A 24,327-nucleotide genomic window follows, 5' to 3' on the forward strand; every position below is an offset into this window, starting at 1 on the left:
AGTATTCAAGGGGCGGCATTATACTTGTCTTTAGTGTAAAAATGAAACGTAATTGTATAAAAAATAGTACTTATACGGGGCTGCGGTAGGATTAACGATCACAAACGGACAGGAAAGGCGTGTTTGTGCAGCCTGAGAATGGCTGCGAGTATGGTGCTCGTACTCAATATGGCGTTGATACCCGCGGTATTCACCTAGGCGATAGACAAAAGCTATACCTTAGCTAAAAAATAGATATTGGTATCATTTGCGGACAGGGTTTAAGGTCTAACTAATCACTTTTGAGGGGTAGGGCATGAAAGCATCTGATTTGTTTGTCAAAGCGTTAGAGGCCGAAGGTGTTGAGTACATCTTCGGTATTCCGGGCGAAGAGAACCTCGATTTATTAGAGTCCCTCCGAACGTCCTCCATTAAACTCATTTTGACCCGACACGAGCAAGGCGCGGGATTTATGGCTGCCACATACGGTCGCCTCACTGGTAAGACGGGTGTCTGCCTTTCTACCCTTGGGCCTGGCGCTACTAACCTCGTAACCCCAGCAGCCTATGCTCAGCTCGGCGCTATGCCGATATTAATGATCACCGGCCAGAAGCCCATAAAAACGAGTAAACAGGGAAGGTTTCAGGTCATTGATGTGTGCGGGATGATGCGTCCTATTACCAAATATACCAGCCAGATTGTCAGTGGTGACCGGATTCCTTCGGTGGTGCGAGAAGCATTTCGACTAGCATCGGACGAGCGGCCTGGGGCAGTGCATATTGAACTCCCTGAGGATATTGCCGCCGAAGAAACGGATGCGGTAGTGATTCCGGCGAGTGTGAAGCGCCGCCCTATTGCCGAAAACAAGGCCATTGATATGGCTACCACTATGATCCAAAAATCACAGCGGCCGTTAATTTTAATCGGTGCCGGCGCGAACCGTAAGTTGACGTCCAAAATGTTGGGACAGTTTGTGGAGAAGACGGGCATTCCCTTTATCACCACGCAGATGGGGAAGGGCGTGCTCGATGAGACTCACCCGCTGTTCATGGGTAATACGGCGCTGTCCGATAACGACTTTGTTCACCGAGTGATTGCACAGGCGGATCTGATTATAAACGTGGGCCATGATGTGGTGGAGAAGCCGCCGTTCTTCATGAAGCCTGATGGGGCGAAAGTTATTCATGTTAACTTTGACCCTGCCGCTATCGACCCCGTTTACTTTCCTCAAGTGGAAGTGATTGGTGATATCGCCAACAGCATCTGGCAGATTAAGGAAGTTATCGAGGTATCAGCCCATTGGAATTTTGACGAATTCCACCGAATACAAGCCGCGTGCCGCGCGCACTCTGCCGAATCTGCGGACGATGATCGCTTTCCAATCCTACCTGAGCGCTTCGTGAAAGATGTCCGTGCGGTGATGCCAAAAGACGGTATTGTGACGCTTGATAATGGCGTCTACAAAATCTGGTTCGCACGAAATTACTACGCCGCTGAGCGCAATACGCTCTTACTTGATAATGCGCTGGCGACCATGGGAGCCGGACTTCCGTCCGCGATGGCGGCCAAAATGGTTTACCCGGAGCGCTCTGTCATCACGGTCTGTGGAGACGGTGGTTTCATGATGAATAGCCAGGAGCTAGAAACCGCAGTTCGACTTAATTTACACATTGTTGTGCTAATCCTCCGCGATGATGCCTACGGAATGATTAAGTGGAAGCAATCTAATATGGCGTTTGATAATTTTGGCTTAGACTATGGCAATCCAGATTTCGTTAGGTATGCCGAGAGTTATGGCGCGCAGGGATGGCGTATTAGCAGCGCCAATCAGCTGCAGGAACAGCTGCAGCATTGCTTGAGTGAGCCAGGAGTCCACCTTATTGATGTGCCTGTAGATTATACCCTTAACGACAAAACCTTAAATTACGATATAAAGGCTTTGAGTGCCGCGCTTTAGCGGCACTACTCGCGGTTAATCATGACGAAGGAGATCGCGCCGTCATTAAGCCGTTGTACTGCAAAGTCACAGGGCTCTATGCTGCGCATTTCTGCGTTGTTTAGCCACTGATCAAGATAGGCTCGCACTTCCTCGTCCGAAGACTCCTCAGAGATCTGGGTAACAGTGCTGTAACGAAATAAATTGTCTATTTTCTCGCATTGGTCAGCCGTAGCAATACGGCTCTCACAAAACGTGCTTAGTTGCCTAAGCTCCTGCTCTGTCAATACGCTTAGACGAACCTCGATCCGGATTATAGTGGTATCAGTCGCTGCTTGGAGTTTTGGGGCTATCACAATGATCAGACTCAATCCAACTACGAGCAAGCTTAGCCAATACCTAGTTCGTAAAAATGCTGCTAACTTAGTGACGGTGAGAAGTTGGCTTGAAGGTCTGATCGAATAACTAGGCTTCTCAATGTTCATTTATTGCGTCCGTTTCAACTTATTTTAGCTAATTTTAAACCTAGCCGAATTTAGTGAGCTTTGCCAATCCAGCAATCCAGCAACCAAGCGATCAAGCAATCATTGATAGTTCTTTGCGTTAGGAGTGAGGATTCAGTCATCGTCCTCGTGGATGGGACGACCTCTAATCACCACGGTGCCGCTAATCTTGTCATGGATAGCCTGCCTGTTGGGGTCCCAGTAAACTTGAAAGAAGCCTAATAAACCGGTGGCGAATCCCGCTCCGTAACCGCCGTAGCGCCCGAATGAGTCCCAAATATTAAGGTAGTTACCACTGAGCGCTAAAACGCGGATTCCCAGTAAGCGCTTACCGGGAGTTTGCCCCTTCCACAACACCGGGAACAGAGTGAAATAGACCGCCGCCCAGCCGAAGCCTAACCCGAGGTCTTCAAGAAAGCCTTGGGCCCACTTCAGAAGGCTATAGCTCTCGTCGTCATTGGCTGCAGAGGAGCTAGGAGGTTCTTCTTCGGTGTTTTCACCTTCGTCTTCTGGTGCTGGATTATTATCCGTCTCAATGATGATTTCAGCGGGGCTTGTCAACTCATTAGCCAATTGAAGTTCTGCGTTCATGAGGTGATATACCCCGCTTAGTAGTGTCACTTCGTCATCGCTAAGTTCTGAAATCTCTTTGGAATCTTCATTGGTTCGAAGTGTTTCGTGCAAAGTAGCTAGCTGAGCGCGAATACAACTCGGGCTGCAAGCGGAGCTATCAGTCGCATTAACATAAGACTGAAGAGCGATACGCTCTTCATCAGATAGTCCCGATCCATCTACACCCACGGCCTCAATAAAACGCTGATCGCTTAAGTTAATGAGCATGGCGATGAAAGTAGCGATAATCGCAATAACTGAGAGCGTTTTGAGAAGTATTCGTAGCCAGCGTTGCTGCGTAGGAAAATATTTCTCCGAGACACTGAAGAATGCTGCAATGGCCGCTATCATGGCGATAAAAAGGCTTCCCAGCTGTGCCGTAAAGCCAACGATGAGCGCATCAATGGCAATGGCTATACCGCGCCGGAAGGGTGTCGCAAGGGGAATGCCTACCAACGAGGGCTCCATTGCAAACGCAAATGGGGTGATAATCTCCCGAGTTTCACGGTCAGCAGGCTTGATTTCATTAACATCATGACTTCGGGGGGAATGTTGAGTTTTCCCTGAAACCTTGGGTGTTGTATCGCCTTCACTCATCTTTTTCCACCTCCGTGTTTAAATCTAGGCTATCAGTTCTGCGGATTGGTGCAAGTTCAGTGCTAATAGCTGCTACGCTAAGCAGGTGTTAGTAGTGGTGAAATTAATTTTGACTTCGAAGTACATTTTGCATGTTTAGGTGATAAACTGACGCTATTCAGGAAAGCAAATTTAATGAAAAGGCAGACCCATGACGGTTCATCAAGATAACAAAGCAGTCGTAAAAGCTTATTTTAAAGCGATGTCCAAAGCGGACGCTACAAGTGTTTCTAGCGTTATGAAAGAGTATATTTCCGATGACTATACTTTTTACGGGGTTCACCCATACAACCAACAAAGCAGTCGAGACAAGGTCGCTGAGATTGTTTGGCAGCCCTTACTAGAAGCCGTTACTGCAATGCAGCGAAGAGAAGATGTCTTTATGGCTGGCGAGAGTGAAATCGCGGGCGATAACTGGGTAATGAGTATGGGGCACTTTACGGGGTTGCTAGATGGAGAGTGGATGGGTATCCGCCCTACCCGCAAGATGATTAATATTCGTTATGCTGAGTTTAACTGTGTCGAAGATGGCAAGATTACTCAGACCGGATTGTGGATCGACATCATTGGGGTAATGCACCAATGTGGAATCAACCCTCTACCGCCACAAACGGCTGCGTCGTTTGTCTATCCAGGACCGCAAACGCACGACGGAATCATTAACGATGTTCAACCGTCAGAGGAGGCCGTTAAGACGCTTGCGGTGCTCAATCAGATGATTGACGACCTCTCTTCCTTGAATATTTCTGGTAATGATCGCTGCCCTCCCGAAGTGCTAGCGCGAACTTGGCATCAGGATATGACCTGGTATGGTCCGGCTGGTATTGGCGCAAGCTATACCATTGAACGCTATCAAGAACAGCATCAATACCCGTTCCGCGAGGGGCTTAGCGGTAAGGTATTCAACGGCCACGTAAGCCGCTTTGCCGAGGGTAATTACGCCTGTTTCTTTGGCTGGCCAAACCTGAGTAATCAGCCAACTGGCGGTTTTATGGGTCTTCCGGGTGGTAACGTCAGTGCTGACATGCGCGTTGTTGATGTATATCGCCGAGAAGGTGATAAATTAAAGGAAAACTGGGTGTTGATTGATATCCCGTATTGGTTGTTACAGCAGGGCGTTGACATCATTGAACGAACTCGGTCAATCGTGAATCCAAGCTAAGTCATCCAAGACTGCGCTTTAATTTAGGGTCTGCTATGCTGTGATGAATGACAGCAACAGGCCCTTTTTTATGTTTAATCGAATCGTATTTATCTTCGTCCTACTTGCCACGAGCTTGCTGGGATGTGCCGCCACTAATCAGACTCAACAGGTTACTACTAGCCCCGCCGATAGCTTTTGGCAGCAGTTGTCGCTTCACTGTGGGATGCAGTATCAGGGGGTGATGGTGTCGAATGATGCGGTGGACGCTGATTTTGCCAAGGCAACAATGCTAGCGCGCTTCGAGCGCTGTAGCGCAGATGAAATCAGAGTGCCATTTTGGGTAGGTAACGATAAATCGAGAACTTGGGTGTTCACTCGCGAGGGTGACACGATTGAATTCCGTCATGAACATCGCCACTCGGACGGCTCCTTTGATGAGGTTACTGGCTACGGTGGCTTTGGCGAAGCCACTGGTGTTGATGGGCAACTGAATTTTCCCGCCGATGCGCAAACGAAAGCCGTGTTTAATGCGACGGGTTTAACCGTTTCGCTGGTCAATGTTTGGACGGTTGAGAGTTCAGCGGAGCAATTTGTCTATCAGCTCGCCAGGCCCAACCGTTTCTTTCGCGTGGAGTTTGATAGCAATAGCGGTACCCCACTACCTTCTGAATAGGGCGATATCGGCCGCCAAGGCGGTCGAAACGGCTGACTTGGTCCCCTCAGGCGAAAACCAGGTATGCTCGCTGACTCCCAGTCCGTGAGTGGTTCCCGTATAGATATTCACTTTGGCATCGCCGCCCGCGTCATTAATACGATCTGTCAGCGCCAGATTCCATGCTGGTAAGCTATAGTAGTCGCGGTCCGAGATGTTAAAAGTAATGGGTGTTGAAAGGCGCCTCGCCTGATGGAATCCGCCAATCTCCAGGAGACGTTCAGCCACGCGAGGATGATGCGTAGCGTTAATCTTGCCATCGCTATTGGAACTCAATTGATAGCTAACGTCTTCTAAGTCGGCAAAATGGTCCCTCAAGGTTTGATACATAGTTTCGTAGCGGTCCTTGAATGATGCCAACATGGATAGCTTCCAGGTGTCATCTTGCCAGCTCCATGCGTCGCTATCTACTTCCAGTGTTCCAATCCAATCGGCGGGCCAAGCAAATACAAAGTTAGGGTTAATCTCGCCGCGCTCACCTACCGCGCTTCCCGTCCAGGTGCCGTCTCCTGATAAGAAGGCTTCGCGACTGTTGGACATCGGCCCATAGGTTTCGGCTTGTGTGAATCTGTCGGCAATGCAGCCTGACCAAATAGATGATGCATTGAAGGAGGTACGTACTAGGCGATTATTATTTGCGATGGCTAGAGCGGTTAATGCAACGTCGCCGCCCTGAGAGTGGGCTACCAAATTAACCGAACTTGGATCTAATAGCGGTGAACGAGGTGAGGGGTTGAGCTGATGGATGCCGTTGATTGAGGGGATGGCTTGTACGCTACCGAGTAGGTCAATGGCGTAGAAAGTAGGAGACAGATAGCTGCTGTTGTCGAAGTGCTCAAGAAATTCCAACCCTTCAGCGGGTTGCCCAGCTACCGTACCGTGGCCGCGAAAGCCCGGGATTAGGACTGCGAACCCCGCCGCAAGGTAACTATCCATCATTTCTCGATATAGACCCTGCTCGGCAAATTCAAAGTTTGGCGCGCCATTAATGCCAACCCAGCCATGGGCGAACACCACTACCGGGAATCCCTGCTCAGGTCGGTCAGTTCGCGGAATAGCAAGGCGAGCATATTGGCTTATATCATCAATATCGAAACCTAGCATGGCACCAGGAAATTCGCCCAAGCTCCGCTGTGAGAGCAGCTTGAAGTTGGCGCTGTACTGGCGCTCTCTAAGGGCTCCTATGGAAAGTTCGGCTATAGAATCAAAGCATAGCTGTGATCCGCGGTGGCAAAGCGGCTCTTCCTCGGCGAAGAGCGGCGCGGAGGCAAGAAAAAAAACGAGGCCTAGTAACAGCGAACGCATGGAGATTCCTATCAGTTAAATGATCTGATGAGCGTAATTGAATTGGCAGTCAAAATAAAGCGCGGGCGGTTTCGCAGGGCTGGGCCAGGACCCAAGTTCAGTAATTGTCATTACGCTAATTGCTGCGCGGCCATTGCGGTTAGATGGTCAACTGGGAACTCATTTCCAAAATACGTTAGACTATTGCCTAAATAAGAACTTTTAGGGCTTTCCATGGTGCATCCTAGTAAAAAAACGATATTCACCCGCTTTCTTGACTCGGTCGAGTTTCTTGGTAATTTGCTGCCGCATCCGGTCACGCTGTTTGCCTTTTTCTGCATGGCAGTCATCGTCGCAAGTGGTGTGGCGGGGCACTTCGAATTCTCAGTGATTGACCCTCGTCCAGCGGGGTCACCTAATGTTGCCGAAGACGGTATGATTCGGGTGGTAAGCCTGATGAATGCCGAAGGCCTGCAGCGAATCTTGACTGGCTTAGTCACCAATTTCACCAGTTTTACACCACTCGGTACGGTATTGGTAGCCATCCTAGGGGTTGGTATCGCTGAGCATTCAGGGCTGATCTCGGCGGTAATGAGAAAGATGGTTTATGGCGCGCCGGCACGGCTAGTAACCTTCGTGATTGTCTTCGCTGGTATCCTCTCTAATACCGCTTCCGAGTTAGGTTACGTAGTACTGATTCCACTTGCTGCCATGATCTTTCACTCATTAGGACGTCATCCTTTGGCTGGCTTGGCCGCGGCGTTCGCGGGGGTATCCGGGGGGTATTCGGCGAACTTGCTACTGGGTACGGTTGATCCGCTCTTGAGCGGCATCACGCAGGAAGCGGCGCAAATGATCGACAGTGGCTACACCGTGGGTGCTGAGGCCAATTGGTGGTTTATGGCAGCGTCCACGTTCCTTGTTACCGCCATGGGCACTTGGGTAACGGAGAAAGTGGTTGAGCCAAAGCTAGGGACCTACGACCCGGCAATGGGTGATCCCGAGGCGTTAGCTAACACTAATATCGAAGGCGGTGCTGCACTGACCGATATCGAACGCCGAGGTTTGCGTTTTGCTGGATTGGCTGCGGTACTTGTAGGCTTAGTTATCGCCGCTACAACGGTCGATTCGCTGGGTGGTGTGCTGCTCAATCCGGAGACTGGTGAACTGGCGGGATCGCCATTCCTAAAGAGTATTGTTGCCTTCATCTTTATCTTCTTTGCCGTGCCCGGATTTGTCTATGGCAAAGTTGTTGGGACCATGAGCAACGATGTCGATGCCATCAACGCGATGTCTAAAGCCATGAGTTCGATGGGCGGCTATATGGTGTTGGTATTCTTTGCCGCGCAGTTCGTTGCCTACTTCAAGTGGACAAATTTCGGCGCTGTATTGGCGGTAATGGGGGCTACGGCATTGGAGTCAGCGGGACTCACAGGGCCAAGCTTATTCTTCCTGTTTATTCTGGTGTGTGGCTTGATCAATCTTAGTTTGGGCTCGGCCTCCGCACAGTGGGCGGTTACCGCGCCAATCTTCGTGCCGATGTTAATGCTGGTAGGTTATTCCCCTGAAACTATTCAGGCGGCTTACCGAATTGGAGATTCGACCACCAACTTGATCACGCCGATGATGAGTTATTTTGGTTTGATTCTTGCCATCGCCTCGCGCTATTACAAGAATATTGGCATTGGTACACTGATTTCCATTATGTTGCCGTACACCATGGTGTTCGTAGTGATTTGGAGCTCCTTCTTTTACCTTTGGGTATTTGTTGCGGGTATTCCAGTGGGGCCGGGCTCGCCAATATTTTATACCCCATAATGAAAAAGGCCGTTAAACTGAACGGCCTTTTTTCTGTGTCTAAGTACTGCCAGGAGCAATTCAGGCGACTGTTCGCAACGGCTACCCGTGGCTGTCAGCTTGAATAATACCAAAGGCGAGTAGTTTATTAATGATGTCGCAACTATCGTCTGATAGTCCGGTTAAGTATTGCGCATTAAATCGTTGTCCAGCTAGGATATCGTCGATTTTATCTTCGGCATCGGAATTGAACCGGATGTCCCCGCCAGGGCAAACCAAAACCAGCTCGCCAGTTGGTTCGTCCACGAAGGTACGAGCCAAGGAGTTGGGTCTAACGAGATAGTATTGTTCTGCCGAGCTTTGATTCGCCGCAAGACTCAGCGCACCGCTTACCAAAGCGGGTTGAGAGCGAATGAAATTTCCGACAAAGGCATTAAAAGCACCCTCTAATTGAGCTGAATTAGCGAAGGCTTTCACCAATTGGTCGAAATGCGCCTGAGCCTGCGAACGGTCGAAGTCGATTTTAGCGAATCCGGGTGGTAAGGATCTGCGGAAGCCAGGATCGTGAAGCGCAACCTCTGACATGGCTTCAAGCATTAAGTCTGCCCAAGACTTTACGATGATGCCTACGGTGATATGGAGCGAAGGTTCGCTGCCGCTAGCCACCGCATCATGCATTAGGCCACGGGGTACGTATAGGCACTCGCCCGCCTTGAGGGTAAATTTGTCTGCGATCTCGCCAGCGGGGTGTTTGCTTGATTGGAAGCGTTCGCCGCGATACGGGTTGTCGACAGGTCGCTCGTATAGCGTCCAATCCTTTTGACCGCTTACTTGAATAACAAACACATCGTGATCGTCGAAGTGAGTTCGAAAGCCCTGGAAACCGGGTGGTGTGAAATAGATGTTGGTTTGCACATAGGCACTGAATTCGTACTCAAGCGCTCTGCAGAGCTCCGCAAGCTTCGGGTCAGCCAGCTGTAGTTGGGTAAGAATTAAGGTGGCACCCTGTTGGAAGTGGCGTATTACCGCCCCGCGATCAATTTCGCCATTGTTAAAGGTGAACTGATCACGTGATAACGGGGGATTTGTGCGAGCCATTTCCAGAGACTCGGGCGGTAGCTCAGTCTCCGCAATGATGGTATCTAAGCGATGTTCATTGAGTAAGTCTTCAAAGTGCTTTGAAGAACCAGGCTTGCAGCGTAACGCTTTTTGTTCGTGATAATGATTGAAGAATTCACTGGGCGACATATCGCCCAGTAAGTATTCCAGCGGGTTGCTCACCCAAGGAGGTAACGATGTCATGGACAAACCACTTGCTTATTTGTTTTTGTAGCCGCGATTACCACGCCCACGACCTGACTCATCGTTCGGATCGGAGTCAGTAATACCGCTGCCACCACGTCCGCGCCCAGATTCATCGTTCGGATCGGAGTCCGTAATGCCGCTGCCACCGCGTCCGCGTCCTGATTCATCATTTGGGTCGGAATCGGTGACGCCGTTGCTACCACGCCCGCGACCAGATTGATCATTGGGGTCAGAGTCGGTAACGCCGCTGCCGCCACGCCCACGACCTGATTGGTCATTGGGGTCAGAGTCAGTGACGCCGTTGCTGCCGCGCCCACGGCCTGATTGGTCATTGGGGTCAGAGTCAGTGACGCCGTTGCTACCACGCCCACGACCTGATTGATCATTGGGGTCAGAGTCAGTGACGCCGTTGCTACCGCGCCCACGGCCAGACTCGTCATTGGGGTCTGAGTCGGTGACGCCGTTGCTACCACGCCCACGGCCAGACTCGTCATTGGGATCTGAATCGGTTGTGCCGCTGCCTCCACGCCCGCGCCCTGACTGGTCATTCGGGTCTGAATCAGTGACGCCACTACCGCCGCGTCCTCGTCCTGATTGATCGTTAGGGTCAGAATCGGTTGTGCCGCTGCCTCCACGCCCGCGCCCTGACTCGTCATTGGGGTCAGAATCAGTAACGCCACTACCGCCACGTCCGCGTCCAGCTTCATCATTCGGATCAGAATCGGTGACAACCTCAGCCTGCGCAGACTTGGAGACGACTGACATGCCGAAGCCAGCGAAGGTTCCCGAGACAACGCCAAGGAATGATCGACGAGTTAAATTTGCCTTTTTCTTTGACATAGCAAGCACCATTTTCTGATAGGATAATTATGGTATAGCCTAAATAATGAGCAAATTACGCTGCTGAGTCAAATGGACTAGCGGTAAACTGTCACGCTCTATGGCGCGCTAACAAACGCGCAGGCATTAAGGAGTTAGTTATGTTGTCACCTTTTCATCTTGCGGTCACGGTGAATTCGCTTGCTGATGCCCGGTCGTTCTACGGTGGGCTGTTGGGTTGCTCTGAAGGGCGTAGCAGTGAACGCTGGGTGGACTTTAACTTCTTTGGGCACCAGTTTGTTGTGCATTTGGACGAGAACAAAAGACCAGCTGAAGCGTCTAATTTGGTTGATGGACACGGTATACCTGTGCCGCATTTCGGCGTGGTGCTAGCCATGGAGGCATGGCATGAGTTACATCAAAGTCTTGAGAGAGAGGGTGTTGAATTTGTGGTGGCGCCTCATATCCGTTTCCCGGGGGGAGCCGGTGAGCAGGGAACCTTGTTTATTCGCGACCCTAGCGGTAATACGTTGGAATTCAAAGGCTTTGCAGACATTGAGGCGCAGCTCTTTGCAACATGAAGGCCATTGCAGCGGATTGGCAAAGCCATACTCAAAGCTGGGTAAATCCGTAGCTGAGTACCGAGTACCGAGTGCCGAGTGCCGAGTGCCGAGTGCCGAGTGCCGAGTGCCGAGTGCCGAATGCTAGGCGGTGGCAATGCCGAGTTGAGTGGTAATCTCATGTGAGAGTGCTTCAAGCTGCTTAGGCTTGGAGTACTGCGCATCAACTACCATACAGAAGTTGTAGCTAGCCTGTTGAAGGTTAATGAAATGCCAGTGAGTGCCTGGGATGTCAGGAGAGGTAATCGTTGAGTCCGAGATATGGATTCGTCGGCTTTGTGAGTGGATGCCTATTCCCCGGAGCTTACCCCAAGCCTCCATAACGCCAAAGCGGAAATAGAATTCCTCGATACTCTTTGGTGTTTCGCGCCAAAGGAATTTGCCGATCTTGCGCCAATCACGACGTGGCGAAATGGCTTCAATATCTATCCCAATAGCATGATGAGAGATTGCCGAAGCCACTAAGTTCTGAGTGTAGGACACTGAGCAATAGAATTGTTCGTCAACTGGATGAAGGCCGTTGTCGTCGCGAATAACTCTATCACTGCTAGCGCCTGCTTGTGATAATAGGCCGGCGAGTCTGCGCCGTGAGGCTGAGCGCAAGCCCTGGCGTTTCGCTTGGCGAGTTTGTTGCGGATCATTAGGAACATGGTGAAAGTCGAATAGCGTGGTTATCATGTTTAATAGCTAAGTTAATTCGGCCATAATGAAAGTAAGTAGCTGAGAAAGTAGCACAATGACTATCGATACACTAATGATAACGGCTGTAGCCATTGATATTGACGCTGAGCATAAAGCCGAGCGAATAGCAGACGGCTTTCCCGAGGCGGTTTTTAGCGGGGGAATCAAATTACCAGCGATGCTAAATCGGCGCTTGAGTCCGGCAGGTAAGCGTGCCTCGGCACTTGCCAACGAACTGCTCAACGGTGATGGGCTTAGTATCGTTTGGTGCTCGCAATATGGCGATCTTGCTAGAACTCAGCGGTTGATGGAGTCCATCGTTAACGAAGAGCCTATGTCTCCTACTGATTTTTCGCTGTCGGTACAAAATGCTGAGCCCGGAATACTGTCTATGGCCACCAAGAATCATCAGCATATCGTCGCCATTAGTGCGGCGAAAAATCGTTTCTACAACGCACTACTCGAAGGTGAGTTATTGCGCAGAGAGCAGGGGGCTGACGTCTTGCTCATTATGACGGACCAAACAGTTCCTCAAGTCTACCAGCGAGTCGCCTCGGCAAATATTGCTACCACAGCGTTAGTGCTGCGAATCTCTGATCACGGTCAAACCTTAGGTCTTGAGGAAGTCAAAAAGCTAGATGACAGTGCGGGCTATGATGGATTTTTGAACTTGTTAGCGAAGGCATTCGATTGGCATGACTAAGGCACTGAATGGTCCTTCAACTTTCCGCTATCAAGTGTTCTTCGTTGTCGCGACAGCGCTAGGCTTTGTGAGTTTCGGCTTGGGCGCCATACTACTTTCTCTCTGGGTGCTCCTGTTACGTGTAGTAATTCGTAATCCGGATAGGCGTGTCCGCTGGAGTCGTTATGCCATCAGCCGAGGATTCGCTGTGTTAGTTCGCTATATGCAGCTAGCGGGTAGCGTTGATATCCGGTGGAAGAATTGGTCCTCAATGGAGGCCGATATAACGCAAGGTGGTGTTTTAATTGCCAATCATCCCAGCCTGATTGATGTGGTGATGATGATTGCGCGGATACCCAACGCTAATTGTATTGTTAAGAAGAAACTTTGGAATAATCCTTTCGTGGGGCTGTTAGTCAGAGCCTGTGGCTTTATTCCGAATGACGGGCGCCCTGAGATGTTGGATGAGTGTCGACAGGCCATTGCACGAGGCGAGGTGATTATTATCTACCCCGAAGGGTCAAGAACCTCTAGCATGAAAGCCATGACCTTGTCGCGTGGCGCTGCTAACATAGCTATTCTAGCAGGCGTTCCAGTCCTAATGCTGACCATTCAGCGAACGACTCCCTTTCTAACCAAGGAAGTTCATTGGAATAATTTGCCTACGGTAGCGCCGGGTTTTTTGCTATCGTATGAAGGAAGGTGGGAGCTAGCGCCGTATGATGATTTGCCACGCGCCAAGGCAGCTCGGCAACTCACCGCCGATTGGCTTAAATTTTATACAGACCGAGGTGACAAATGGGACAGGAATTAGAACAGGAAATTAAGGTATTAATTATCGACGCATTAGACCTTGAAGACATGTCTCCCGATGAAATTGAATCGGGTGAGCCGCTATTTGTTGAAGGGCTGGGCTTAGACTCTATTGATGCATTGGAGCTTGGTTTGGCGCTGCAGAAAAAGTACGGCGTAAAAATTGATCCTGAGGCTAACCCCGAAGAAACTCGACAGCATTTCTCAAGCGTTACGGCGTTGGCAGCGTTTGTTGCCGCGGCAAAAGCTTGATACGTGGAGAAGGTAGTAATGACTGATCAGCACACCCTAAATGAACTGAAAGAAATTTTTGAAGAAATGTTTGATGTGGATCCGGATGATGTCACCCTAGAGGCAGCGTTATACGATGACCTCGACATTGATTCGATTGATGCTGTGGATTTGATTGTTCGCATTCGCGAAATGACCGGTAAGAAAGTTGCGCCCGAGGAATTTAAATCGGTCCGGACTGTTGGCGAAGTGGTAGAGGCTATTAATACTCTACGAAACAGTTGAACGCGCTAATATTCTTGCTCTCTATACTTTATCCCATCAGCCTCTGGTTATTATGGGATTCAGTGCCAAGAGCCTTATTCGTTGTGCCGGTAATCCTGCTCTTGGTGCTAAGGAATCTTGAATTTATTCGTGCGGGGCTCTCCCCATCAAAAAAACTACTGGCGTTGAGCTTGCTGGTATTGGTTGTCGCCGCCTTCGTTTTATTTCCGACTATATCGGCACTCTCGTATCCAGTGGTCATCAACCTGATGATGCTGGTTTGGTTTGCGCAGAGTTTGCGAGCAGGGCAAGTCCCTCTGGTAGAGCGGATAGCACGAATAAAGGAACCAGAGCTTGAGGAAAAAGGCGTGCACTATACTCGCCAAGTGACCAAGCTATGGTGCATCGTCTTTGCACTCACCGCGGCAGTAAGTGCTTATACGGTAGTGCTCGGAGATCGCGATATTTGGTTGCTGTTCAATGGCCTGATCATCTACTTATTCGTTGCAGGGACATTTGTACTGGAGTTCCTATTTCGAACTTGGTATCGCAGGACTTAGTGAGTTATGAGTAGATTTGTATCGCAACTGAAAAAGTTTGTATTGCAACGTAGCGACTTGGCACTGCAAAGCTACCAAGCCATTCAAGCGCATGCCACCACGGCTGAAGTGGGCTTGTATTGCCAGCGCTTGGATGAGTGCTGTGGTGTCCTTTTGGGGTTGTTAGAGAGTGGCGCTACACCTATTCTCTTGAATCAGGTGAGTGAGTCTGCGCTAGAGCAATTCTTGGCGGGAGGGAGAGATGCCTATGTCGACGGTGTGTTCCATGAATCTAAGTCGGCCGATCGAATCATTGAAAGTCCAGGTGAGCTGGCGTTTCTAACCTCGGGTTCGAGTGGCGAAGCCAAACTGGTTTTTAAGACGCTCGCGCAGTTAGAGAGCGAGTCCCTTGTGCTGGAGGAGTTCTACCAAGGGGTGAAGTGCGTTGGCGGAACCGTTTCGCATCAACATATCTACGGCTTCCTGTTCCGTCTGATGGTCCCTATTAACTTAGCTTTAGAGCTAGTGCCTGAAACTTGGGTGTACCCAAGTGATCTCGCCCAGGCGTTGAATGAGAGCGATGACTTAGCTGTAATTTCGTCGCCCTCTCAACTGGCTAGGCTAGCATCAACAATGGCGCCTAAGCGCGCCGCCGCGTTAGTCGTTAGCTCGGGTGGCCCGTTATCTTGTAATGATGCCGTAGCGGCTGCTAATTGGCTTCAGACGCCTATTTTGGAGCTTTATGGGAGTACCGAAACGGGCGGTATTGCCACGCGATCGCAGTCGGCGGGGCAGCTTAGCTGGCAGCCCTTGGCGGGTGTGGCGATAGATTTCGTTAGCAACGAAGTTTCTTCACCATGGTGCCAGGCCCGTCAATTAGACGATACCTTAACTGCTACGGGTTCGGGGCAGGCCTTTGAGCTGACCGGCCGAGTAGATCGAATTGTTAAGGTCAATGAAAAGCGAATATCCTTAACGGCCATAGAGCAGGCGCTACAGGGGCACGAAGTCGTTAAGTCAATTCGGGTGGTGCCCTACAGTCATTCGCGGCTAGCGGCGTTTGTGGTAGTCGATGAATCTATTCTTGCGCGGAACGCCTCGTGGCAGGCATTGAAGGCGGAATTACGTCTCTTCTGTACCTCGTTTCTCGAACCCAGTACCATACCGCGTAAATGGCGATTCCTTCGGAGTCTGCCAACTACGGAGAGATCGAAAGTGACAGACCCGTTGTGCCACAAATTACTTACTACCGACAAGCGCATACCGTCACCTATTAGTGCGGATTGGCTGTCTGCCCATGAGCTCGCTTTAGGGGTTGCTATTGTGCCGAAATTGCCGTGGTTCCAAGGTCATTTCCCAGGACAGCCAGTGTTGCCGGGTGTGGCGATGATTTGGATGGCGGAGCAATATATTCGCGGCTGGTTTGATGAAGAACGTACAATTAGAACCCTGTCCACAGTAAAGTTTCAATCCGTGATCGCGCCTGAAACTGAGGTCCAAATACGGTTAAAGTATGTTGCCGAGAAAGCGCAATATCACCTCAAAATTTTGAATGACGAAACGGTTTTTGCTCAGGCAAAACTATTGGTGGAAGATTAACCCTGTGAAAATAGCTGTACTAATTCCCTACTATAATCATCCAAACGCCATCGGCGCAGTGGTTGAGCAAATAATTAGCCATGGGCTACCAGTATTAATTGTTAATGATGGCTCAAGTGCTGATTCTGACAAGGTTCTTGCTAGGTTGGCTGAGCTAGCATTGGTTGAGGTGCTACACCGTGAAGAGAACGGCGGTAAGGGCGCAGCGGTAGTTTCAGGATTGCGCTGGGCCGAGCAGCTAGGCTTTAGCCATGTTATCCAGGTAGACGCTGATGGTCAGCATGACTTAGACGCCTTGCCGATACTTCTAGGTACCGCTACAGAGAACCCCGAGGCGCTTATTGCTGGGCAACCACAATTTGATGAATCTATTCCTCGGCGAAGGCTTTATGGACGCTATATCACCCACTTTTTGGTGTGGTTGAATAGCCTATCCTTCGCTATCAAGGACTCAATGTGTGGTTTTCGAGTGTATCCACTGACCGCAACACTTCGCGCCGTTGACCAAGGCGAAATGCACTGGCGAATGGGCTTCGATATTGAAATCTTAGTTCGATTGCATTGGCAGGGAGTTGCCATGCTTTGGGTTCCAGTGAAGGTATCCTACCCGGATGATGGCGTGAGTCACTTTCGGGCGGTACAAGATAATCTCGAAATTGCCTCCACACACTGGAGACTGTTTTTGGGGATGTTGGTACGCAGTCCCAAGCTCGTGTCTCGGTGGTTTAAGTAATGGCAACACACTGGACAGATAATAAAGACTTTGGCTGGGTTCGCGGTATCCACTTCATGCTGTGGCTGCATCGTCACTTCGGTATTTGGCCGTTTCGAATAGTATTGTTTCCCGTTGTGCTGGTATCTATTTTGGTCAACCCTTTGGCGCGACGCGGCGCTGTGGATTACTGGCGGCGGTTAAAGCCTGGTATCTCGCGCTGGCGCTTGGCAATGGGTGTGTTCAAACAGTTCTGGGCTTTTGCGAACAGTATGTTATTTCGTCTGTTGATCTTGAGCCGGCAGTACGACTTATCAACCACGGACATCCACGGGAGAAAAGCCTTTCGTGAAGTTATTGATAGCGGTCAGGGCGCCCTGCTCATCGGTTCTCATCACGGCAACGTAGAAGCTTGCAAAGCCATGGCGGGGAAGGCAAATCGAAAAGTGTGCGCGCTGGTTCATACTGAGCATGCAGAAACCTTCAATCGCGCGGTCGCGGCCTACACCAAGGATTCCATTGAGCTTATTCAGGTGACTGACGTAGGTGTTGAGACCGCCTTTATTTTAAGCGAGAAGATTGCCCAAGGTTACCTTGTGGTGATCACAGCGGATCGTGTGCCAATTCATGGCGGTAGGACACTATCCATGCCGTTTATGGGTGACTTGGCGGAGTTTCCGCAGGGGCCATTCATGTTGGCTGCACTGTTAAAGTGCCCAGTGTTTTTTATGTTTTGCTATCGTCAAGGCGATCATTTCCGCATTAATTTCGAGTACGCCTACTCAAGATTAGTATTGGAGCGTGGTAACAGAGAACAAGGTTTACTTGAAGCTTGCCGCCAATACTCGCTAAGCTTAGAGAAACATGTGCGAAGCGCGCCTGAACAATGGTTTAATTTTTATCCCTTTTGGGGATCTAGCAAGGACTAATATGTATTCAAAGTATCTTGATCAAGCTGCTGAAAAGTCAACAATAGTTGTAGGACGAACAGCGCTGACCGCGGAGGATATTGTTGCCATTGCACACAATCAAGTGCGGGTTGAATTAGATACGTCTGTGGAATATCGAGAATGGATTGACCGTGGCACAGCATTATTAGATCAACTGTTAGAGAAAGAGGGCGTCATTTACGGCGTGACAACGGGATATGGCGATAGCTGTACCGTTACGGTGAGTAAGTCGCTTGCCTATGAGCTACCTCGTCAAATCTACACCTTTCACGGCTGTGGAATGGGTGCTGTTTTTTCGGAAGTTGAAAGTCGAGCTATCCTCGCTGCTAGGCTGGTTTCTTTAGCACGTGGCTACTCCGGCGTAAGTTGGGACTTGCTAGCTCAGCTCGTTGCTTTTCTTAATAACGGGATATCGCCCCGTATACCTGAAGAGGGTTCGGTAGGCGCTTCCGGCGACCTCACTCCGCTCTCATACGTAGCCGCTTCGCTTTGTGGTGAGCGTGAGGTCTTTTTTGAGGGGCAGTTGATGGCGGCAAGTGAAGCGCTCTCCGCGTGTAATTTGACGCCTCTTAGTCTTCGCCCCAAAGAGGGGTTGGCGCTTATGAATGGTACCGCGGTGATGACCGCTCTAGCGTGCCTGAATTTAGAGCGCGCGCGCTACGCGCAATTTCTTGCCACACGAATCACCGCGCTTAATACGATTGCCTTAGACGGTAATGACTTCCACTACGATGAACGCCTGTTTAACGTTAAGGCGCATCTCGGTCAAAATGCGGTGGCGCGTCAATTGCGCGAAGACCTGGAGGCCAAATCGGCGCCTACCCACTCGAGTAGATTACAGGATCGCTATTCGCTGCGCTGCGCGCCGCACGTTATCGGTGTATTAGCGGATGCGCTAAGTCATTACGAACAGCTGATTGAGACCGAATTAAACAGCTCGAATGACAACCCTATTATTGACCCTGAAACCCAGTCTGTCCTTCACGGAGGACATTTCTACGGCGGCCATATTGCCCACGCAATGGATTCCTTGAAGACCAATCTGGCAAATATTGCCGACCTTCTTGATCGACAGCTGGCACAGGCGGTGGATGTGAAGTTCAATCATGGTTTACCCAGTAATCTATCAGGCGCTGAGGGAGATCGCGCGGTCATTAATCATGGTTTGAAAGCCGTGCAAATAGGTGTGTCGAGCTGGACGGCCGAAGCGCTTAAGCTGACGATGCCTGCAAGTGTTTTCAGTCGCTCCACGGAGTGCCACAATCAGGATAAAGTCAGTATGGGAACCATCGCGGCGCGTGACTGTCGTCGAGTGCTGCAACTTCTGGATCAAGTGTGTGCGGCGGTTTTATTCGGCGCGGCGCAGGGCGTGTCACTCCGTAATCGAGCCAAGGATCTTCCCGCGGCTGTAGCGCGAACTTTAGATCAAGTTTTCGCTATCGCGCCGCCATTGAGTGACGATCGAGCGCTAGAGCTCGATTTGCGTAACTTGGTAGATGCCATTGTGCAGAGTCGTTTTCACTGATGGCTAAAGTGGTGTTGATTGCCCATGAGACTTCAGTAGAGGTCCCATTTCATGATGTGGATATCATGCGGATTGCTTGGCATGGACACTATGTTAAGTACCTTGAAATTGCGCGAACCGAGCTGATACGCAGGATTAACTACGATATTAATGAAATGGAAGCAGATGGCTACGGTTGGCCAATTGTCGATTTGAAATTGCGCTACGTGCGTCCCGCTCGCTACGGCTCCAAACTTACTATCTTGGCGGAGTTGATGGAGTGGGAGTGCCGTTTAGTGATTCGCTATACCATCCGCGACGCGAACACGGGGGAAAAGCTAACGAAAGCCTCAACTACTCAAGTGCCGGTTGATATCAATACGGGTGAAATGGCTTTCGGGAGCCCTGTTGGCTTGCGTGACAGATTAGTGGCGGCGGGGTGTCAACTTGATTAAGTGGCTGGCAAGTGTTGTTGGCCCTCTCCTGCTTTTGCTGCCGAGTGCCCACGCCGACGAAGCGCTGGAGCGGGTTAAGGATACCCTGGCAAGTACCGCAGAGAGCTACGGGGTATTTGAACAAAGCAAAACTATCGCATCGTTATCTCGTCCGCTTAACGCTTCGGGAAAGTTCCTTTTCGAACAACATCGAGGTGTGGTTTGGCTAACGGAAGAGCCCTTTTTATCTCAGCAATGTTGGACCGCGGATAGTACGTCTAGTAGCTCCGCAAGTTACTGGGTGAGCGCTATTTTTGCGGGCGATTTTGCCAAGCTTTCGAGGTTCTTTGAGGTCACCGCACAATGGCAGGACGAAGCTTGGAAAATCAGACTAGTGCCATTAAACGAAGCGGTTGCAGCAGTAATCAGCGCCGTGGAGGTTTCTGGGAGTCAACATTTGGAACGCATTGTGTACCGAGAGGTCGGTGGACACAGCACCGAGATTAAGCTTCGGGTTCTGGCTGAACGTCCCGATATCAACTGGACTAGCTGCCCATGAAGACGGTGGTAGAGTTGTTCAAGTGGAGCGTTCTGCCACTACTCATCTTGGCAGCTCTGTGGACTTTCCCCCCTAAGATTAACACCGATGTTTTAGCGTTGGTCCCAGACGATTCGATGAGCGAACCGGTCCGTGCTTTATTGTCTGGGCCGAGCGAGAAGCTGTCATCAACGGTTTATGTATTGATCGCCGGCGTAACGCGCGAGCACGTTGGAGAGCAGGCTAATAATTTGTTAGTGCGTGCTCAGCGGAGTCAGTTATTTCAGGAAATTATTTGGCAGCGAGACGCCACAGCGCTAGCTACTCAATATCAGCAACTCCAAGCTATTGCGCTGAACTTTTCGCCTGCTGAGCAATTTATCGAAGGGGAGTACGGTAACTGGCTCCTGTCGCGATGGTTCGGTTTTGAGACGCCCGTTGGTGTCCTGCAGCAAGATCCGCTGCAGATCGATGCCGGCATCAATCATTTTTTTGCTAAGCAATTGGGCGACGCGCAGATGGTCAATAACGCCCCCTATTTTCAACGTGCGGGAGAATGGGCAACGCTGTTGCAACTTGATGCTGGCAGACTTGCTGGCTCTATACCGTGGCAACAGGACTTCAATGCTTGGCTGGAAGCTGAACAGTCCCTGGCTGAAGTCGGCGCCTATCAGCTGCTGGCAGTAGGGTCACCGCGCTATGCGTTTGCGGCCATGCAGCAGGCGAAGGGGGAAGTTAGTACGATAGGGGTGGCTTCCCTGTTGGCGATAGTAAGTCTTTTACTGCTCGTCTTTCGTCGTCCGTACTTAATCGCCGTAGTTTTCTATCCTCTCGCATTGGGAACCGGGGTGGCATTGCTCGTAACGCAGTTTATCTTCGGCCAGATTCATCTGCTCACCACGGTTTTTGGTGCCTGTTTACTTGGGGTCAGTGTTGACTATTCATTTCATTGGCTCTTTGCCAAGTCTAAGCAGCGTGAACAGCGTATTAGCGGGTTACTAGCACTTAGCGCAGCGAGTTCTATTTTAGTCTTCCTCGCTCAGGCGCTCTCGCCCTACGAAGCGTTAGCGCAAATGGGAGTATTCTCAGCAGTTGGGCTAGCGGTTGCTGGTTTAGTGGTCATAGTGATGTTCCCGCGTGTTGTGACGAGTACCTCATCGCACTTCCCGCGAGTGAATTGGCAACGGTTCCCTTCTCTTAGTCCGAAGACAGCGCTGGTGGCCGCCATAACTGCTATTCTTCTACTATTAGTCATCATTATTAGCGCCCCAGCCGATGACGATGTTAGAAAGCTGCAACCGCTAAATAAAGCGCTCCAGCAGGAACAGCTCGCCTTGGGTGAGTGGCTGTCCATTGACATGTCTCCAAGGGCTATCATCGTGTCGGCACCGTCGGAAGATGAGTTGTTGACGTTGCTTCAGGCAACGCAAAGTCGGGCCGAGCAGTTAACGCTAGACGAGGACTTTGCCGTGGTCAGTAACCTTGCGAATGTTGTTCTCCCGCGGCGCGAACAGCAGCGGCGTATTGACGCGCTGCGTAATTGGTTAGCCCATGAGGAAAATCTAACGGCTGTTGAGTCAGCGGTGGGTATAGACCTCAACATTTTAGCGCTCAACGAACGGGTTAACGCTCTCGAAGTACTAAGTCTGGATGATTTATCGAGTTACCCGCTGCTCGAACCTTGGGCGCTAAGCTATTACCATAGGCTCACGGACGACGGAGCGTTACCATCCCATTATGGGGCGATTTTCGTTACGGCCAGCGCCACTGCTTGGGAGCGGCTCGTTTCGGCAGATTGGCACCAAGATGTGCTATTGATTGATCGAGCTGACGCCATTTCCGCCTCGTTGAAGCTTGGGCGAGAGTTTGCGAGTTATCTCTTCGCCGTTGCCTTAATTCTTCTCGCTGCGTTATTAATCTGGAAGCAGGGCTGGCGCTCAGGAATACTTCGCCTAGGGGCCGCCGCAACAGGGGCAGTAGCCGGATTGTTAGCGTTGTATGCCGCGGATTTGGCGCTGAACGTGTTTAGCGTGTTATCGTTATTACTCGTACTGGGGCTTGGGGTGGATTTTGCCCTGTTTGTGGCAGCAAGAGCCACCTATGCAGTCAATGCCGTAGTGTGTTCGGCAGTCACGTCAATCCTGGCGTTTGGGCTATTGGCGCTCAGCGCAGTACCGGTGTTATCGAGTATTGGTTTAATCATTGCAGTGGGAATATCGGTGGCGTTCTTAGCGGCGCTAATGTTGAGTGAGCAGGGAGCGAACAATGGAAGCTGACGTACTAGATGTTGTGGTAATCGGCGCCGGGCCTTCGGGAACGGTGGCAGCAAAGTTACTTCATGATCAGGGCCTCAGGGTTGAGATCGTGGAGGCGGCAATTTTTCCGCGATTCGTCATTGGTGAATCGCTTCTACCCCAATGTAATATGATTCTTCGCGAAGCAGGACTCTATGAAACGGTAGCGGAGAATGCTGAGGCGCTGGGTTTCCAGCGTAAGAACGGTGCCGCCTTCGAGTGGGCTGGCAAGTACAGTGAAATCGACTTTCGAGAAAAGTTTAGCGATGGCGATGGAGAGACCTGGCAGGTCCGTCGCGGGGACTTCGATAAGTGCCTCGCCGATGAAGTTGAGCGCAGTGGCGTTGTCATCCGCTATGGTCACCGTGTAACGGGCTATCAGCGAACGGACTCACTTACCCACCTAAACTTAGTTGATGTGCAGGGTTGTGAGCGCTCACTAACTGCTAGATTTGTGGTGGATGGGTCGGGATACGGGCGCGTATTGCCTCGCTTACTCTCTCTGGACGAACCAAGCGACTTACCAAGCCGGAAAGCCTGTTTCACTCACATCGAGGATCACATCTCGGCCTCGCATTTTGACCGTGAAAAAATCTTGGTCACCATTCACCCAGATAATCGCGACGTTTGGTTTTGGTTAATACCCTTCGCCGATGGCAGAGCCTCTATAGGTGTAGTAGGGGAGGCCCACTTACTCGGAGAGGGCACGCCGGCGGAAATACTTCGTCGCCAAGTAAGCCAGGTTGAAAACCTTAGCGGTTTGCTAGAAAAGGCTGACTGGGATAGCGACACGCGAACATTGGAATCCTATTCCACTAATATATCATCGCTCTATGGCGATGGTTATTGCGTGTTAGGTAACGCGGGCGAATTTTTGGATCCCGTCTTTTCCTCCGGAGTGACCATCGCAATGAAGTCTGCGTCGCTAGCGGCCAAGGCCATAAAGCGAGAACTAGCGGGAGAGACCGTTGATTGGTCGAATGATTTTGAAACCAGCTTGCTGCAGGGTGTAAGAGCGTTCAAAACCTATGTGATGGGTTGGTACGATGGGCGTTTCCAAGATGTCATTTTTTATCGTAACGATCATGTCCACGCGCAGAAAATTACCACTATGATTTCATCGGTACTTGCTGGCTATGCTTGGGATCTAAATAATCCTTTTGTGAAGCATTCCGAGCGCAAGCTCAATACAACGGCTGAGATTGTTCGTGAAGCCACTTAGTACACTGATAGTTATCTTACTACTATCCGCTTGCTCGCTAGCGCCCGCCTCCATGGGGCCGGTGCCGGGCGGGATGCTTCTTGAGGGCGCCGGAGAACGAATCGACCACGTAGATGTCATGGTTGAAACAACGCAGACCCGCCTAATGGTGGCCACCTCTTGGCGCAAAGGCGAGCAGCATGTGGTGTTTATGGACCCCTTAGCAAAGGTGATTGCAGAGGCCAGCTGGTATGGCGAACAGTGGCGCTTCAGCGGCTTGGCAAAAAAAGAATTACCGATGCATGCTATCATCAATTTAATAAGCTGGACGAGAGGGTCAAGTTCGGCCGTGAAACGGCAAGTCGAAGCCCTAGGGGGGACCTACCAAGAGTCACCTGAGGCACGATTAATACGCTTCACTCAACCGCAACAGCGTATCGATATTCGCTACACGGATGAGGACTCTGTAACGGTTCAAGCTTCGATTGGCTCAACGAAAACGGTGCTTAGCATTCGCCAGCTTTAGCGTAATCAGAGT

Annotated in this window: 25 protein-coding genes; 19 read left to right on the forward strand and 6 right to left on the reverse strand. The window is 50.6% G+C overall.

All coding sequences use genetic code 11. The features are described from left to right. Nucleotides 1-295 precede the first annotated feature (295 nt). Nucleotides 296-1,936, forward strand: coding sequence for an acetolactate synthase large subunit (locus DFR27_RS02050; RefSeq protein ID WP_121875791.1), 1,641 nt, complete (start codon nucleotides 296-298; stop codon nucleotides 1,934-1,936). Between the two features lie 5 nt (nucleotides 1,937-1,941). Here DFR27_RS02050 and DFR27_RS02055 read toward each other — a convergent pair whose 3' ends face one another. Further along, nucleotides 1,942-2,400, reverse strand: coding sequence for a hypothetical protein (locus DFR27_RS02055; protein WP_121875792.1), 459 nt, complete (start codon nucleotides 2,398-2,400; stop codon nucleotides 1,942-1,944). Between the two features lie 132 nt (nucleotides 2,401-2,532). Further along, nucleotides 2,533-3,627: an RDD family protein gene (locus DFR27_RS02060; protein WP_121875793.1), complete on the reverse strand. Its 1,095-nt coding sequence runs from the start codon at nucleotides 3,625-3,627 to the stop codon at nucleotides 2,533-2,535. Between the two features lie 190 nt (nucleotides 3,628-3,817). Between DFR27_RS02060 and DFR27_RS02065 the strand changes: the two genes are divergently transcribed. Beyond that, on the forward strand, nucleotides 3,818-4,828 hold the full coding sequence (locus DFR27_RS02065; protein WP_121875794.1) for a nuclear transport factor 2 family protein: 1,011 nt from the start codon (nucleotides 3,818-3,820) through the stop codon (nucleotides 4,826-4,828). 70 nt (nucleotides 4,829-4,898) lie between these two features. Next, entirely contained in the window at nucleotides 4,899-5,483 is a 585-nt protein-coding gene (locus DFR27_RS02070) for a hypothetical protein (protein WP_121875795.1), read from the forward strand. Here the strand turns inward: DFR27_RS02070 and DFR27_RS02075 are convergent. Beyond that, nucleotides 5,469-6,827, reverse strand: a complete 1,359-nt coding sequence (locus DFR27_RS02075; protein ID WP_121875796.1) for an alpha/beta hydrolase family protein — start codon at nucleotides 6,825-6,827, stop codon at nucleotides 5,469-5,471. The two genes, DFR27_RS02070 and DFR27_RS02075, sit on opposite strands and share 15 nt — an antisense overlap. Nucleotides 6,828-7,040: 213 nt before the next feature. Between DFR27_RS02075 and DFR27_RS02080 the strand changes: the two genes are divergently transcribed. Next, nucleotides 7,041-8,624, forward strand: a complete 1,584-nt coding sequence (locus tag DFR27_RS02080; RefSeq protein ID WP_121875797.1) for an AbgT family transporter — start codon at nucleotides 7,041-7,043, stop codon at nucleotides 8,622-8,624. Between the two features lie 81 nt (nucleotides 8,625-8,705). On the opposite strand, the gene DFR27_RS02085 is transcribed toward DFR27_RS02080, so the two are convergent. Continuing rightward, on the reverse strand, nucleotides 8,706-9,905 hold the full coding sequence (locus DFR27_RS02085; RefSeq protein WP_121875798.1) for a cupin domain-containing protein: 1,200 nt from the start codon (nucleotides 9,903-9,905) through the stop codon (nucleotides 8,706-8,708). Between the two features lie 15 nt (nucleotides 9,906-9,920). Next, nucleotides 9,921-10,748: a hypothetical protein gene (locus DFR27_RS02090; RefSeq protein WP_211327530.1), complete on the reverse strand. Its 828-nt coding sequence runs from the start codon at nucleotides 10,746-10,748 to the stop codon at nucleotides 9,921-9,923. 140 nt (nucleotides 10,749-10,888) lie between these two features. On the opposite strand from DFR27_RS02090, the gene DFR27_RS02095 reads away from it, so the two are divergent. Beyond that, nucleotides 10,889-11,308, forward strand: a complete 420-nt coding sequence (locus tag DFR27_RS02095) for a VOC family protein (RefSeq protein ID WP_121875799.1) — start codon at nucleotides 10,889-10,891, stop codon at nucleotides 11,306-11,308. A gap of 123 nt (nucleotides 11,309-11,431) precedes the next feature. Here DFR27_RS02095 and DFR27_RS02100 read toward each other — a convergent pair whose 3' ends face one another. Next, nucleotides 11,432-12,025, reverse strand: a complete 594-nt coding sequence (locus DFR27_RS02100) for a 4'-phosphopantetheinyl transferase family protein (protein WP_121875800.1) — start codon at nucleotides 12,023-12,025, stop codon at nucleotides 11,432-11,434. Nucleotides 12,026-12,101: 76 nt separating this feature from the next. Between DFR27_RS02100 and DFR27_RS02105 the strand changes: the two genes are divergently transcribed. The 14 genes from DFR27_RS02105 to DFR27_RS02170 all read left to right on the forward strand — a co-directional run bounded on the left by DFR27_RS02105 (nucleotide 12,102) and on the right by DFR27_RS02170 (nucleotide 24,315). Next, on the forward strand, nucleotides 12,102-12,731 hold the full coding sequence (locus tag DFR27_RS02105; RefSeq protein WP_170150749.1) for a beta-ketoacyl synthase chain length factor: 630 nt from the start codon (nucleotides 12,102-12,104) through the stop codon (nucleotides 12,729-12,731). Continuing rightward, complete coding sequence (locus tag DFR27_RS02110; RefSeq protein ID WP_121875802.1) at nucleotides 12,724-13,524, forward strand: lysophospholipid acyltransferase family protein; 801 nt, start codon at nucleotides 12,724-12,726, stop codon at nucleotides 13,522-13,524. Before DFR27_RS02105 ends, DFR27_RS02110 begins: the two co-directional genes overlap by 8 nt. After that, nucleotides 13,509-13,775, forward strand: coding sequence for a phosphopantetheine-binding protein (locus DFR27_RS02115; RefSeq protein WP_121875803.1), 267 nt, complete (start codon nucleotides 13,509-13,511; stop codon nucleotides 13,773-13,775). Before DFR27_RS02110 ends, DFR27_RS02115 begins: the two co-directional genes overlap by 16 nt. A gap of 18 nt (nucleotides 13,776-13,793) precedes the next feature. Then, nucleotides 13,794-14,039, forward strand: coding sequence for an acyl carrier protein (locus DFR27_RS02120; RefSeq protein WP_121875804.1), 246 nt, complete (start codon nucleotides 13,794-13,796; stop codon nucleotides 14,037-14,039). A gap of 62 nt (nucleotides 14,040-14,101) precedes the next feature. Next, a complete protein-coding gene (locus tag DFR27_RS02125; protein ID WP_147434498.1) occupies nucleotides 14,102-14,578 on the forward strand; it encodes a COG4648 family protein in 477 nt (158 codons plus the stop codon). 6 nt (nucleotides 14,579-14,584) lie between these two features. Continuing rightward, complete coding sequence (locus DFR27_RS02130; RefSeq protein WP_121875806.1) at nucleotides 14,585-16,156, forward strand: ApeI family dehydratase; 1,572 nt, start codon at nucleotides 14,585-14,587, stop codon at nucleotides 16,154-16,156. A 4-nt stretch (nucleotides 16,157-16,160) separates the two neighbouring features. Beyond that, nucleotides 16,161-16,889 carry a glycosyltransferase family 2 protein gene (locus tag DFR27_RS02135; protein WP_211327531.1) on the forward strand — a complete coding sequence of 243 codons (729 nt, stop codon included), beginning with the start codon at nucleotides 16,161-16,163 and terminating at the stop codon, nucleotides 16,887-16,889. Next, nucleotides 16,889-17,797, forward strand: coding sequence for a lysophospholipid acyltransferase family protein (locus DFR27_RS02140; RefSeq protein ID WP_121875808.1), 909 nt, complete (start codon nucleotides 16,889-16,891; stop codon nucleotides 17,795-17,797). The genes DFR27_RS02135 and DFR27_RS02140 overlap by 1 nt, the downstream gene beginning before the upstream one ends. 1 nt (nucleotide 17,798) lies before the next feature. Continuing rightward, nucleotides 17,799-19,343: an HAL/PAL/TAL family ammonia-lyase gene (locus tag DFR27_RS02145; protein ID WP_121875809.1), complete on the forward strand. Its 1,545-nt coding sequence runs from the start codon at nucleotides 17,799-17,801 to the stop codon at nucleotides 19,341-19,343. Next, the gene (locus tag DFR27_RS02150) at nucleotides 19,343-19,777 is read left to right on the forward strand and encodes an acyl-CoA thioesterase (protein ID WP_121875810.1); all 435 of its coding nucleotides are present in this window, start codon (nucleotides 19,343-19,345) and stop codon (nucleotides 19,775-19,777) included. The genes DFR27_RS02145 and DFR27_RS02150 overlap by 1 nt, the downstream gene beginning before the upstream one ends. Continuing rightward, nucleotides 19,770-20,315, forward strand: coding sequence for a LolA family protein (locus tag DFR27_RS02155; RefSeq protein ID WP_121875811.1), 546 nt, complete (start codon nucleotides 19,770-19,772; stop codon nucleotides 20,313-20,315). Before DFR27_RS02150 ends, DFR27_RS02155 begins: the two co-directional genes overlap by 8 nt. Beyond that, nucleotides 20,312-22,570: an MMPL family transporter gene (locus tag DFR27_RS02160; protein WP_121875812.1), complete on the forward strand. Its 2,259-nt coding sequence runs from the start codon at nucleotides 20,312-20,314 to the stop codon at nucleotides 22,568-22,570. The genes DFR27_RS02155 and DFR27_RS02160 overlap by 4 nt, the downstream gene beginning before the upstream one ends. Then, a complete protein-coding gene (locus DFR27_RS02165; protein WP_121875813.1) occupies nucleotides 22,560-23,810 on the forward strand; it encodes an NAD(P)/FAD-dependent oxidoreductase in 1,251 nt (416 codons plus the stop codon). The genes DFR27_RS02160 and DFR27_RS02165 overlap by 11 nt, the downstream gene beginning before the upstream one ends. Then, nucleotides 23,797-24,315 (forward strand): hypothetical protein, encoded by a 519-nt coding sequence (locus DFR27_RS02170; protein ID WP_147434499.1) that lies wholly within the window; start codon nucleotides 23,797-23,799, stop codon nucleotides 24,313-24,315. Before DFR27_RS02165 ends, DFR27_RS02170 begins: the two co-directional genes overlap by 14 nt. Nucleotides 24,316-24,327 lie beyond the last annotated feature (12 nt).

The organism is Umboniibacter marinipuniceus (assembly GCF_003688415.1).
Taxonomy (GTDB): domain Bacteria; phylum Pseudomonadota; class Gammaproteobacteria; order Pseudomonadales; family DSM-25080; genus Umboniibacter; species Umboniibacter marinipuniceus.

What these genes read in the sequence shown, in the direction of transcription:
- DFR27_RS02050 (WP_121875791.1), top strand. Translation starts at nt 296, where the DNA reads ATGAAAGCATCTGATTTGTTTGTCAAAGCGTTAGAGGCCGAAGGTGTT.
- DFR27_RS02055 (WP_121875792.1), bottom strand. Translation starts at nt 2,400, where the DNA reads ATGAACATTGAGAAGCCTAGTTATTCGATCAGACCTTCAAGCCAACTT.
- DFR27_RS02060 (WP_121875793.1), bottom strand. Translation starts at nt 3,627, where the DNA reads ATGAGTGAAGGCGATACAACACCCAAGGTTTCAGGGAAAACTCAACAT.
- DFR27_RS02065 (WP_121875794.1), top strand. Translation starts at nt 3,818, where the DNA reads ATGACGGTTCATCAAGATAACAAAGCAGTCGTAAAAGCTTATTTTAAA.
- DFR27_RS02070 (WP_121875795.1), top strand. Translation starts at nt 4,899, where the DNA reads ATGTTTAATCGAATCGTATTTATCTTCGTCCTACTTGCCACGAGCTTG.
- DFR27_RS02075 (WP_121875796.1), bottom strand. Translation starts at nt 6,827, where the DNA reads ATGCGTTCGCTGTTACTAGGCCTCGTTTTTTTTCTTGCCTCCGCGCCG.
- DFR27_RS02080 (WP_121875797.1), top strand. Translation starts at nt 7,041, where the DNA reads ATGGTGCATCCTAGTAAAAAAACGATATTCACCCGCTTTCTTGACTCG.
- DFR27_RS02085 (WP_121875798.1), bottom strand. Translation starts at nt 9,905, where the DNA reads ATGACATCGTTACCTCCTTGGGTGAGCAACCCGCTGGAATACTTACTG.
- DFR27_RS02090 (WP_211327530.1), bottom strand. Translation starts at nt 10,748, where the DNA reads ATGTCAAAGAAAAAGGCAAATTTAACTCGTCGATCATTCCTTGGCGTT.
- DFR27_RS02095 (WP_121875799.1), top strand. Translation starts at nt 10,889, where the DNA reads ATGTTGTCACCTTTTCATCTTGCGGTCACGGTGAATTCGCTTGCTGAT.
- DFR27_RS02100 (WP_121875800.1), bottom strand. Translation starts at nt 12,025, where the DNA reads ATGATAACCACGCTATTCGACTTTCACCATGTTCCTAATGATCCGCAA.
- DFR27_RS02105 (WP_170150749.1), top strand. Translation starts at nt 12,102, where the DNA reads ATGATAACGGCTGTAGCCATTGATATTGACGCTGAGCATAAAGCCGAG.
- DFR27_RS02110 (WP_121875802.1), top strand. Translation starts at nt 12,724, where the DNA reads ATGACTAAGGCACTGAATGGTCCTTCAACTTTCCGCTATCAAGTGTTC.
- DFR27_RS02115 (WP_121875803.1), top strand. Translation starts at nt 13,509, where the DNA reads ATGGGACAGGAATTAGAACAGGAAATTAAGGTATTAATTATCGACGCA.
- DFR27_RS02120 (WP_121875804.1), top strand. Translation starts at nt 13,794, where the DNA reads ATGACTGATCAGCACACCCTAAATGAACTGAAAGAAATTTTTGAAGAA.
- DFR27_RS02130 (WP_121875806.1), top strand. Translation starts at nt 14,585, where the DNA reads ATGAGTAGATTTGTATCGCAACTGAAAAAGTTTGTATTGCAACGTAGC.
- DFR27_RS02140 (WP_121875808.1), top strand. Translation starts at nt 16,889, where the DNA reads ATGGCAACACACTGGACAGATAATAAAGACTTTGGCTGGGTTCGCGGT.
- DFR27_RS02145 (WP_121875809.1), top strand. Translation starts at nt 17,799, where the DNA reads ATGTATTCAAAGTATCTTGATCAAGCTGCTGAAAAGTCAACAATAGTT.
- DFR27_RS02150 (WP_121875810.1), top strand. Translation starts at nt 19,343, where the DNA reads ATGGCTAAAGTGGTGTTGATTGCCCATGAGACTTCAGTAGAGGTCCCA.
- DFR27_RS02160 (WP_121875812.1), top strand. Translation starts at nt 20,312, where the DNA reads ATGAAGACGGTGGTAGAGTTGTTCAAGTGGAGCGTTCTGCCACTACTC.
- DFR27_RS02165 (WP_121875813.1), top strand. Translation starts at nt 22,560, where the DNA reads ATGGAAGCTGACGTACTAGATGTTGTGGTAATCGGCGCCGGGCCTTCG.